Consider the following 11,574-nt stretch of genomic DNA (forward strand, 5'->3'; position numbering starts at 1 on the left):
AGCAACATCAGTACGCATTTGAGTGGTAATTGCCATGTAAAAACTCCCAAAAAGGAAAAGTTAAGATCCCAGCGAAGCCAGCTTTTATTGAAGTTCAGCCAGTTGCTGTTGCGTATGGTATTGAGTCGGGTAAAGAATAAATGTGATGGTCATCACACCCATCCTTTTTTTGACCAAAAACAACACGCATCGGAACGTTGGTGCTTGTACAACGCACGCGATTCTAACCCGGCAATGTTGTCATAGTCCAACGAAAATGGCTTTCTGGAACGGGTTTTGTGGAGTTTTTGGCGATAAATGCAAGTTTTTTATTCTTATCTCGCGCATTTTTCCCGGTTCTTTATAGGAATTAAATATAAAGAATCACGCTGAAGTCGGGAACTTGGTGTTTTAGCTACGTCGCTTTTTGGTGACAGACGGAGTTTTTGCTTTTCCCTGCCCCACCTGTTTGTTGTTTGCTGTGCACTTGGCCTGTGGTTTTGCTTACGGCTTGTACGACGCTGGATTCCGGCTTTCGCCGGAATGATGCCTTTATCTTGCAAGGTTGGAGCGGGGGCGCTTTCCTTCGTGGGGGATTTGCGTTTGCAAATTTTTTAGGCCCGAGCCGGGCTCGTTGTTTGGGCTTGCCGACCGGTGTGTTGCTGACTAGAAACGATAGCGGAAGCCCACGGTCAGGCTTCTTCCACTCTGCCGGAACAGCGCAAGGTTGGATTTGAAGCGGTTGTCTTCGGCGAGGAGCTGGAGGTCGACTTCCGTTGTCACCGGGGCAAGTACGCTGAGGCGGAGGGTCTGGCGGTCTAGGCGCCGCGGGGCGTTCTGTTCGAGGAGCGGGCTGTAGCCTTCGTCGTCGCGGGCCTGGGCCAGGGTGAGGCTGAGGTCGGCGCGGGCGCCCCATGCGACGGGCATGCCCAACTGGGCGATCAGTTCGTTGTGCTGGGTGTAGCCGCCGGCACGCGGGCCGGTTGGGTCGTCGAATCCTAAGCGGCCGATCAGGATGGATTGGACGGGGATCTGTGCCAGTTTCCAGTCGCAGGCGATGCCGGCCTGCCCCCATAGCACGTTGGCGTCGAGGGTTTTCAGTGCGGTGTAGCGGCGCCACTCGAACTCGGCGCTTGCGCCGAGGCGGCAGCCTTCGACGGGGCGCTCGACCTGCACGACGGCGCGCAGGTTGTTCATCAGGGAACTGCCGCCCAGCCAGAGGCGTTCGAGGTGGAGCCAGGCGCTGGCGTCGCCGAGCAGCGTTGAGCGGTGCAGGCCGGCGCTGAGGTTGGCGCCAACGGTGGAGAAGTTCTTTTCATGCACGTATTCGCGCGTGCGCACACCCATCGATACTTCGGCGATGTTGTCTCCCAGGCGTTCGCGGTAGCGGGTGCCGATGCCGAGATGCGTGAACTGGTCGGTGCGGGCCTGCAGAGACGGGTCGAGGATGAGGTTGATGCGGTCGGCGCCGAAGGTGAGCGGGATAGCGCTTGTCTGCAGGCCGCTGTTGGCGTTGGTGTCGACGCCGACCATGACGTCTGCGTACGATTGCCACGGCGATTCGTCCACCCGCGCCGCCATGCGCGCGCGATAGCGGGAGATCACGACCCGCACGACGGGCGGCGGGTTGAACGTGGATTCCACGTAGTCGAAATAGGCGGTGGCGCCGGTGGTGTTGCCGGATTCTGCGGAGGCGATTGCGAGGTCGAGCCAGGCGCCGGCGTTCTCGGGTTGCATCAGGACGACGCGCTCGAAGGCGGTGACGGCGGTGGCGTGGTCGCCGATCTTGAGGGCGAGGATGCCGAGCAGGTTGAAGTAGGCAGGGTCGTCGCCGTGTGCGGATTGCACGGCCTGCAGGGCAGCCAGGGCGTCGAGGTAGCGGCCTTTTTCGACGTGGGCGCGGACCTCGGGGTATGCGGCCAGATCGGACGGGGCGATGCCGGTTACGGAGGTGGGCGGCTCGGGCTGCGCTTGGGACGGTGCGGCGGCGGCTAGGAATGCGGCGGTGATTAAGGTGCGCAGTGCCGTTCGTAGGGTGGGTAGAGCGGAGCGAAACCCACCGTGCGCTCCAGTTACGTGGGCTTGGTGGGTTTCGCTGCGCTCTACCCACCCTACGGGGAGTGCGGTTGGTTCTTGGGGGGCGTGCGGGATTGCCGGTGTGCTTTTCTCTTCGCCCATCGCTGTACGTAGGGCGGGTAGAGCGAAGCGAAACCCGCCATGCGCTCCAGATACGCCTGCTTGACGGGTTTCGCTGCGCTCTACCCACCCTGCTCCATTTTCTCCGGACGCACCTGTCCTTGCCGGTGTGCGTTTCAACGGTGGATAGGATTTTTCGCTCATCAGTTGGGGCAGTAAAGCGTGACCTGTTGCTGGCGTCCGCGGATCTGGACGGCGCCGAGGGCGCGGAGCTTGTCCGTGCCCAGCGCTTCGGCGCAGGTGTGGCCGATCAGGATTTGTTCGTTGTAGGTGGTAGTCAATCCTTCCAGCCGGCTGGCAAGGATAACCGGTTCGCCGAGCGCCGTGAAGGTGCGGCGGTGGGCGGAGCCGAAATTGCCGACGAGGGCGAGGCCGGTTTCGAGACCGATGCCGACCTGTATCGGGCGCAGGCCGAGCTCTTCGCAGAAGGGCCCGAGCGCGGCCGTGCGGCGCTGGATGTCCTGGGCGGCGGCGAGGGCGTGTGCGGCGTGGTCGGGGTCGTCGTCAGGGGCGTTCCAGAAGGCCATGACGGCGTCGCCGATGAATTTGTCGATGGTGCCGTGGTGGCTGACGACGGCTTCGGCCATTTCGGTGAAGACGCGCTGCATGAGGCGGGCAACGACTTCGGGCGTGCTGTTTTCACTGAGGCCGGCGAAGCCGTGGATGTCGGCGAAAAGGACGGTGATTTCGCGGCGCGAGGCGTCGACGGCGGTGGTGAGCTGGCCGAAGGCGGTGAGCCGGTCGGCTACGGGACGCGGCAGGTAGGCGGACAGGAGCGCGATGACGCCGGCGCGGTCGCGCCCGGCGCGGTAGAGCTCGACGGACAGGATCAGGAGCACGGCGAACGGCGGGAATACCAGCAGCGGCGACAGCGGCAGCAGGAGGCCGAAGGATTTCAGCGCAACCATCGCGATCACGGCGCCGCTACCCCAACTGAACAGGAGCCATGCGGGGAATACGGCTGCGCGGTGGAGCGGCTTGTCGTAGCGGCCGAGCAGCACGGCGAGTAGCACGGCAAACGGGATCATCAGGCTGCCGACGATGGCAGTGCCCCAGTAGGGCACGTAGGCGAAGTCGTCGTCGAGCAAGGCGGACAGGATTTCGGCGTGCGGTTCGAGGCCGGCAGCAATCGGCCCGAGCGGCGTGGCGATGACGTCCGACAGGCCGAGCGCGGTGGCGCCCATGAGGACGACGACGCCCTTGAGCACGGACGGGTCGGGCTTGTGCTTGAGGACGTCGGCGGCGGAGACGGAGGTCCAGTCGTCGCGGGCATGGCGGTAGGGAACGACGAGGGTGCCGTCGCCGCCGAGCGGCAGGGTGACGAGGGTGGCGCCGTCGTCGGTCTGCATGGCGAGTTCCCAGGCGGGGGCGAGCGGGCCTTTTCCGGCAGTGAGATTGAGGCGCGGGCTGTCGATCATGCCGGCGAAGGTGGCCACGGCCAGGCTGGGGCGGCAGTCGGCGCCGGCGGCGCAGACCACCGGCGGCAGTCGCCGCACCGCGCCGTCGGAATCGAAGATGGGCGTGATGTGGCCGACGCGGCTGGGCTGCAGGCCGGGGTGGTTGGTGACGACCGGCACGCCGTAGAGCTTGGGGGCTCCGGCGTCGATGCGGATCGGCATGTTGGGCGGCAGGACGAAGTTCAGTGCCGAGAGGTTGCGCTGGTCGAGGTCGAACACGACGGCGCCGGTGACTTCGGGGCGGCGCAGCTGCGCGGCGAGCACGTCGTCGTTGGCGCGCTGCTCGGGGAATACCATGTCGACCGCGATGGCGGCGACGCCGTAGTCATCGATGAGGGTCTTAAGCAGGCGGGCCAGCGTGTCGCGCGGCCAGGGCCAGGCGCCAAGCTCGGCAAGGCTGCGCTCGTCGACATCGACGATCACGAGGCGGGATTCGGGGCGCGGCTCGATCGCGAAGCGCACGCGCCAGTCGCTCAGCGCCTGATCGACGCGGGTGAACAGGCCGGGAAAAACGGAAGGAGCGATCAGGGCCGCGCAGAGCGAGACGCCGAGCAAGAAGTACCGCAGCATCTGCCGGGGGAAACGGATTCGGCGGATATCAGCGGTACCAGCGTGTCGCGCCCACTACGCTCAGGCCGTTGGAGACATCGCGCTGGAAGACGTAGGCCGCCTGGCTGGCGTCGTTGGACAACACGCCTTGCAGACGGGTGCCGTTGCTATTGGCGTCGGCACGCAGTTCGCCTTGCCAGGTCACCTGCCCGGACGACTGGACTGCAACCGGCGCGTGGCCGTTGCTGTTGACGGTGAGCGAGGTGTCGAAGCGCTTGGCGCCGAAGTCGATGGTCAGGCTCGGGTTGCTGACCTGGGCTGCGGTCAGGGTCTTGCCTTCCATCATGTAGGCTTCCGAATCGCCGAGCTTGAACTTGGCGATGCCGCTGTGCGGTACGAGGATGTTGCCGGATTCGCGCACGATACCGAACACGTCGTTGCCGACCGCCAGTTCGCGGCCGGGTGCGAGCGCGGCGACGAAGCTGCTGCCTTCCTGGCCGGGCTGGATGAAACTGGACCAGCGGCCCCACCAGAACTTTTGAGCGGGCGGCGGCGGAGCGGTGACGACGTCCTGGCCACCGCCGTTGCCATTGCCGCCACCGTTACCGGCGGCTGCATCGACCTTGGTCTTGATGCTGTCGACGGCCGCTTCGCGGATCGGGTCGCGCGAATCGAGCGCCGGGTTGGACTTGGACTGCTTGTCGGCCACCGGGCGCGGCTCTTCGGGACGCGGCGGGGCGAGCAGGTTCGGCGATTCGAGCGCTTTTTCGGCGGGCACGAGCAGCGGCGCTTCGTTGCGGTTGCGCAGTTCGAGGTAGGCGTCGCGCATTGCAGCGGTCAGCACGCGGCTGGCGGCGGATTTGCAGGGGCCGAGCGCGCCGGCGAGGCAGTCGGCGGCCAGCGGAGCCATGACGACCGCACCGCTTTGCACGGTGACGCGGGTGACGTTGTCGGCCGCCTGGACGACGAAGTCGGTGCCGCGGATGCCGATGGCGGCCAGCGGGGTGTTCAGGCGGTAGTTTTCCTTGGAGGCTTCGCCGGCGCGGCCGGTGATGCTGCGAGCGACGCCCTTTTCGAGCACGAACTTGATACGGTTGTTGGCCGGATTGGCGGCGTCGTACTTGTAGTCTTCTATGCGCAGGCGGGATTGCGGGCGGATGCTGACGAAGGCGCCGTCCACCATGCGCAGGTGAATGTGGCCGGTGGAACCGGTCTGCAGCGTCTGGCCGGCGTTGATGTTGTCACCGCGGGCGACATTGCGCGGCTTGCCGTCGTCGCCGATCACGCTGGCGTCGCCGATGACGAAGGATACGGAGCCGGCGATATCGGCGGCGAGCGCGCAGGCGGACCACACTGTCAAGCAGACCAGTACGGCGAGTTTCTTCCAGCTAGTCCAAACGACCGGTTGCATCTTGTCCCTCTTTTACACGCCTAAAACGCTGATATTTGGGGAAAAAGTATAACAGTTTGGGTTGCTGAGGGGCATATTTGTCAGCCAGGCGTTGTATTAAGAGTCGGTAAACTTGTGAAAACGCAAACTTACGGTTGTGCAGCTGGAAAAAATTCCTACGCGCAAACGAGTGTCTTGAGCAATAATTGAGGATCGACAAGTTGCCCAACTGCTTGAAGTTATTGGATTTTTATCGTTTCGTCCGGCCCGTGCCGGTGCTGTCTCAGATCTGAAGCTAGATGCCCATCCCGCTTGAAACTGCCGCCAACATTCCGCTGTTCAAAGGTCTTGACCCGGAAACGCTGAAGACCGTTGCCGGGCTGATGAGCAGCCGCACCTACCTCAGCCACGACATCGTCCTGCGCAAGGGCGACTCGGGCGACGGCCTGGCCTTCCTGCTCCAGGGCAAGCTGCAGGTGGTGGACGTGACCGAGGACGGCCGCGAAATCGGCATCCATTTCATTTCGCCGGGCGCCTACTTCGGCGAGCTGTCGGTGATCGACGGCCAGCCGCGGTCGGCGTCGGTGGTCTCGGTGAAGACTTCCGAAGTGGCCTTCCTGCCTGCCGCGCAGGCGCGCGCGCTGATTTTCAACCGCCCGCTGATCGCGGAGCGCTTCCTGACCCATTTCGCGCAGATCGTGCGCGCGTCTTCGCGCCAGCGCACCTTGCTGAGCATTCCGAATGCTTTCCAACGCGTGTTCGCGCAGCTGCAACAGTTTGTGCGCGACACCAACGAAGGCCGGCAGGTGATCGAAGGCCTGCCCAAGCAGCACGAGATTGCGATCATGGTGAATACCAGCCGGGAAACCGTATCGCGCGCGCTGCATACGCTGATGAAGATGAACATCGTCGAGAAGAAGGGCGCGATCCTGATCGTTCATCGTCCGGACCAGCTCAAGAATGCAGCGAATGTCGGGCTGGATGAATTACCGCAGGCGAATGCCGCGGCGAAGAAGCCGGTCAAGGCCGAGAAGCCGGAAAAATCGGAGAAGGTGGCGTAGCGCCGTTTTGGTGGGCTTTACCACGCTACGTTCCTTTGTGCGCTGGTGGGTTTCGCTGCGCTCTACCCACCCCACGATTCTTTATAGAGGACGGTAGGGTGGATAGAGCAAAGCGAAACCCACCAGCGCACAAAGAAACGTAGCGTGGGTAGAGCGAAGCGAAACCCGCCATAGCGCACAAAGGAAACCCACCACACCGCCCATCTGGCAAGAAGCCCCCGAGCGCGTTATAGTGCTGCCCCATGCCACCACACGGCCCCGCGCCGCGCACAATAACAACGACTGCCCATGGCGCACGCCTTCCGACGCTCCCGTTTCCATCGCATCCAGGACGCCCTCTTCGACGAGCGTTCGCCCGCATTCTGCTACGGTCTCGCAGCGCTGCTTGCGATCGCTTTCATCGCCTTCCTGTTCCCGCCCGCTTTCCTTGCCGGGCACGGCGCGTTCTTCGAGAATGGCGACGCCTCGCAGCACGTCGCAGGCTGGCACTTCTATGCCATGGATGCCTGGCGCTTCCCGCTGCTGCATACCGAGCGCCTGAACCATCCGCAAGGCACAAGCATTGCCTTTACCGACAGCATTCCGCTCGCCGCGCTGCTGTTCAAGGCAGCGGCGGTCTGGCTGCCGTCCGGGTTCCATTACATCGGCCTTTGGCATGCGCTGGCTTTCCTGACGCAGGCGCTGGCCGCCGTCTTCCTGGTGCGCGCGCTCGGCGCCCGTCATGCCCTGGCAGCCGGCTGCGCGGCGTTTTTCGCGCTGACATGGCCCGCCTTGCTGTGGCGCATCGGCCATCCGTCGCTGATGACGCAGGGGATCATCCTCGCGGCGTTCGCGATCTACTTCCTCGGGCGGCAGGGCGAGTGGCGCGCGGATGCGGCCGCCGGCGCGCTCATTGCGCTGAGCGTCGTCGCGCTGACGGTACATCCCTATTTCTTCGCCTTCTGCTATCCGTTGTTCCTGGCCTTCCTGGTGGAGCAGGCACGGGGCAGCGAGGGCTGGATGCGCCAGCTTGTGCGTCTGCTGGTGTCGGTTATCGCCATCCTCGCGGTCGGTTTCGTGCTCGGCTACTTCGGACATGGCGGGACGACAACCTTCGGCTACGGCTATTACTCGACCAACCTGCTTACGCCCTTCTGCGGCGGCAAGCTGGTTGCTTGCGCGCAGGAGACCTTGCAGCACCAGTTCGGCGCCTACCAGGTGGCGGATGCCACGGGTGGACAGTACGAGGGCTATGCTTATCTCGGCGCGGGCGTGCTGCTGCTGATGCCGTTTGCACTCGTCGCCGGGGCGCGCGATCTTGCCGCGTCGTTCAAACGTCATCCCGCGCTCATTGCCGTGCTGGCAGGCTTCGGCGTTTATGCCGCCTCCAATGTCGCCTACTTCGGGACACAGCAGCTCTGGTCCTTCCAACTGCCGACGCTCTTCGAGAAGATCACGGGCACCTTCCGCTCCGGCGGCCGGTTCTTCTGGCCGGTCGCTTACCTGTTGCTGTTCGCCACTCTCGCTGCCCTTCTCCGCAAACGTTCCATGGCCGTCGCGGTGCTGATGGCCGTGGCGCTGTGCCTGCAATGGGTCGACACCAGCTTGCTGCGCAACCGCCTGATTGCGATTGCTTCAGCGCCTTCGTCCGGCGACTTGCAGACCTGGAAAAACGTGCTCGCGCAGATAGACAAGGTGAACATCTATCCGGCCTTCGGCTGCGCCGATGGAGACCCGCGCGTGTACCAGTTCTTCCAGCGCGTTGCAGCCGAGCACGGGAAGCTGGTCGACACCGGTTACATCGCGCGCCCGAATGTGGATTGCGCCGCGAACAGGCGCGCATTCGACAACGCGTTCGCGCCGCGCAACCTCTACATCATGCCGGCGGACTATGCGGACAATCCTTTCATCGTGCCCGCTGGCTTTCGCAAGGCGTCGGAGCGAGGCGAATGCGTGAAATGGCGCGCGGCGGTAGCCTGCAAGGCCGGGGTGGTGCCGGGCGACTGGCATGGGCTGGACGCGAAGCCGCTTGCCCCGCTGAAGGAGTACGGCAACTGGCCGGCCGCGGTGTTGCCTACGCAGATCGGCAAGCTTCAGGATGACCGCCTGGTGCCGGCCGCGCCGGACAAGCCGGGATTTCTTTCCTACGGCCCGTACATCGTGCTGCCGCCGGGGCGGTATCATTACGCCATTGCGTATGCAAGCCAGGCCGACGCGACGCAGGAAGCGGGACGCTGGGATATCGTGCTGAACGGCGGCCCGGAAATCGCGCGCGGCGCGCTGCGCGGCACGGGCGGCGCCACCGAACGCATCGAAGGCGAGTTCGACACCGGCGGCGTGAAACTGCCGCTGGAAATCCGGACCTACTTCCCCGGCCACGGCGACCTGCAGCTTGTCGGAATCGCACTGAGAAAAATTTCGCAATGAACGTAGCAACAAACTCCATGCTGGCCAGGCCGGAACGTGAACAGGACGCGAAGCCCTTGATCAGCCTTGTGGTCCCGGTATTCAACGAGGGGCCGATCGTCCGCGCCAACCTCGCCGCCATCCTGGAGGCGGCGAGCGGCAATTGGTACACGCTCGAACTGCTCGCGGTCGACGACGGGTCGCTCGACAATACCGCTGATGAAATCGCGTTGTCGGCGCAGCAGGATGAACGCATCCGGCCCCTGTCCTTCACGCGCAACTTCGGCAAGGAAGCGGCGATCCTTGCGGGGCTGGCCCATGCCAAAGGCGATGCCGCCGTGGTGCTGGACGGCGACCTGCAACATCCGCCGGAACTGATTCCGCAAATGCTTGCACTGTGGCGGCAGGGGCTGTACGTGGTGGAGGGGGTCAAGCAGGATCGCGGCAACGAGACGCTGTCGCAGGGGATGTTTGCCCGTGCCTTCTACGGCCTGTTCCGGCGCTTTGCGGACCTCGACCTGCGCGGGCATTCGGATTTCAAGCTGCTCGACCGCGAAGTGATCGACGCCTACCTCGCGTTCCCGGAACGCCACCGCTTCTTCCGCGCCATCATCGGCTGGGCGCAGTACCCGAGTGCGCAGCTGCCGTTCACGGTGGCGGAACGCAACGGGGGGACGACGCATTGGGGCAAGTTGTCGCTGATGCGTTACGCGATCAACAACATCACCAGCTTTTCGAGCTTGCCGCTGAAGCTGGTGTCCTACCTCGGATTGGTCACGCTCGCTTTCGGCGCCGTCATCGGCATCATGAGCCTGGTGCAGAAATTCAAGGGGCAGGCGCTGGACGGATTCACGACCGTCAACCTGCTGATCGTGATCATGGGCAGCGCAATCCTGCTCAGCCTGGGGATCATCGGGCATTACCTGGCGCGGCTGTATGACGAGATCAAGGGGCGGCCGCCGTATGTGATCAAGCCGCCGCGTAAGGTGCCGCGGAAGTAGTTCGTTACGCTTGGCGGGTTTCGCTTCGCTCTACCCGCCCTACCGTCCTTTATAAAGAACCGTAGGCTGGGTAGAGCGCAGCGAAACCCAGCATGCGCCCCAACCCTCACATCATGCGCTTGGCGGATTTCGCTGCGCTCTACCCACCCTACTTTCTTTTTGTGCGCGAAGGCCTTTGCGCCAGCGCAGCACCGGGCGCTCCACCAGACGCTGCGTGAGTGCGGAGAGCACGATGCTTGCCGCGAGGTAGGCGCTGAATTCGGCCGCACCCGCTGGTTCGCCTATCCATCCCCACTGGATCAGGAAGTGGTTCAGGAATACGCCGTATGAGAGATCGCCGAGCCGGTTGTCCAGCGTGTGCTGCGGGAGCTTGCCAAGCCAGTACACGAGCGGCAGGCCGATGACGAGGCCGATGAGGGTTTCCGGGTTGTACGGCGACATCAGTTTGCCGAAGTGCGAGAGCACGAAGCCGAAGGCGATGGCCGCCGTGATTCCCGCGAAGACGATCGCAAGCCCCCTATTCGTCTTGCGGGAATCGTATAACGCCGACCCCAGCATGAAGAACACCAGCACGCCCGGCAGCAGCCGGTAGCCGAAGGTGTCGGTGTGCAGGCGCCCCCAGGCGGCGGCGCAGAACACCGCGAGGCCGACCAGGAAGGCGAGCAGGCGCAGGCGAAACAGCAGCAGCAGCGGGATCAGCAGGTAGAACTGGATCTCGGCGCCCAGCGACCATGCCGGCGGGATCAGCGTGAACTTGTCGGTGCCGTTGAACATGAAGTAGTTCAGCGGCACGACAATGAGGTTGGCGGCGAGGTCGGACCACTGCGGCGCATGCTGCAGGAAGGCGGTATGCCTTCCCGCCGCCAGGAACCACGCCAGCGTCATCGCGCAGATGGCGAGGTATTGCGGGAAGAGCCGCAATGCCCGGTCGAGGTAGAAGTGCGGGATGCGTCCGATGCTTGCATAGTGGTCGCGCAGCAGCCCGGTCATCACATACCCGGAAATCAGGTAGAAGCAGACGACGGCGACCACGCCGGGGTTGAACCCGGCAATGGCCACGCCGGCGTGGCTGAGCGCGACCAGCAGCGCGAGGATAAGCCTAAACGTTCCGAGCATCGGTGGTCAGCGGGTTGGCGAGGCCGTCGATGATGTTCAGCAGGCGCACCGAGAGCAGCGGCCATTCGCGCGCCGCCACCCACTGCTGGGTCCTGGCGGCCTGCCGCCCGATCTCCGCCGGATCATCGAGGAGGCGCTTGATGCCGCTGGCGAGCGCTTCCGGTTCGGTGCCGGGCAGCACATGCACGGCGCCGGCGACGTCGTCGAAGATGGGCAGTGGCGTCACCGCGACCGGCCGCCCGGCGGCGATGCCGATGCGTACCGCGCCGCTCGCCGATTCCTGGGTGTGCTGATAGGGGTAGACGATCAGGTCGGCGGTCTGCAGCCGCGCCAGGCATTCCGCTTCCGGCAGGAAGTCGGTGATGAAGGTTACCTTGTTGGCGATGCCGAGTTTTTCGATTAGCGCGTCGCAGGCCTGTTTTTCGAGTTCCGAATCGATG

General features: G+C 64.1%; 9 protein-coding genes. 4 read left to right on the forward strand and 5 right to left on the reverse strand.

The features are described 5' to 3' along the window. On the forward strand, window positions 1-246 hold a 246-nt coding region (locus VFF99_RS03725), incomplete at its 5' end, for a hypothetical protein (protein WP_325015126.1). Between the two features lie 399 nt (window positions 247-645). Here the strand turns inward: VFF99_RS03725 and VFF99_RS03730 are convergent. Genes VFF99_RS03730 through VFF99_RS03740 form a run of 3 tightly spaced genes read right to left on the reverse strand, consistent with a single transcriptional unit; the run spans window position 646 to window position 5,592 of the window. Next, window positions 646-2,319 (reverse strand): tetratricopeptide repeat protein, encoded by a 1,674-nt coding sequence (locus VFF99_RS03730; RefSeq protein ID WP_325015128.1) that lies wholly within the window; start codon window positions 2,317-2,319, stop codon window positions 646-648. Next, window positions 2,319-4,202 (reverse strand): adenylate/guanylate cyclase domain-containing protein, encoded by a 1,884-nt coding sequence (locus VFF99_RS03735; RefSeq protein WP_325015129.1) that lies wholly within the window; start codon window positions 4,200-4,202, stop codon window positions 2,319-2,321. The genes VFF99_RS03730 and VFF99_RS03735 overlap by 1 nt, the downstream gene beginning before the upstream one ends. A 28-nt stretch (window positions 4,203-4,230) precedes the next feature. Beyond that, complete coding sequence (locus VFF99_RS03740; RefSeq protein WP_325015130.1) at window positions 4,231-5,592, reverse strand: FecR family protein; 1,362 nt, start codon at window positions 5,590-5,592, stop codon at window positions 4,231-4,233. Window positions 5,593-5,870: 278 nt separating this feature from the next. Here VFF99_RS03740 and VFF99_RS03745 point away from each other — a divergent pair, with 278 nt between their 5' ends. The 3 genes from VFF99_RS03745 to VFF99_RS03755 all read left to right on the forward strand — a co-directional run bounded on the left by VFF99_RS03745 (window position 5,871) and on the right by VFF99_RS03755 (window position 10,018). Next, entirely contained in the window at window positions 5,871-6,632 is a 762-nt protein-coding gene (locus VFF99_RS03745; protein ID WP_325015132.1) for a Crp/Fnr family transcriptional regulator, read from the forward strand. Between the two features lie 288 nt (window positions 6,633-6,920). Continuing rightward, window positions 6,921-9,038 carry a DUF6311 domain-containing protein gene (locus VFF99_RS03750; RefSeq protein ID WP_325015134.1) on the forward strand — a complete coding sequence of 706 codons (2,118 nt, stop codon included), beginning with the start codon at window positions 6,921-6,923 and terminating at the stop codon, window positions 9,036-9,038. Next, on the forward strand, window positions 9,035-10,018 hold the full coding sequence (locus tag VFF99_RS03755; RefSeq protein ID WP_325015136.1) for a glycosyltransferase family 2 protein: 984 nt from the start codon (window positions 9,035-9,037) through the stop codon (window positions 10,016-10,018). The genes VFF99_RS03750 and VFF99_RS03755 overlap by 4 nt, the downstream gene beginning before the upstream one ends. Before the next feature lie 111 nt (window positions 10,019-10,129). Here the strand turns inward: VFF99_RS03755 and VFF99_RS03760 are convergent, their stop codons facing one another. Beyond that, the gene (locus VFF99_RS03760; protein WP_325015138.1) at window positions 10,130-11,134 is read right to left on the reverse strand and encodes an acyltransferase; all 1,005 of its coding nucleotides are present in this window, start codon (window positions 11,132-11,134) and stop codon (window positions 10,130-10,132) included. Beyond that, window positions 11,118-11,574 (reverse strand): glycosyltransferase (locus VFF99_RS03765; RefSeq protein WP_325015139.1); only part of this gene is annotated, 457 nt, incomplete at its 5' end. The genes VFF99_RS03760 and VFF99_RS03765, both read right to left, overlap by 17 nt.

Origin of the sequence: Noviherbaspirillum sp. (assembly GCF_035654295.1) — a bacterium.
Lineage (GTDB): Bacteria > Pseudomonadota > Gammaproteobacteria > Burkholderiales > Burkholderiaceae_D > Noviherbaspirillum.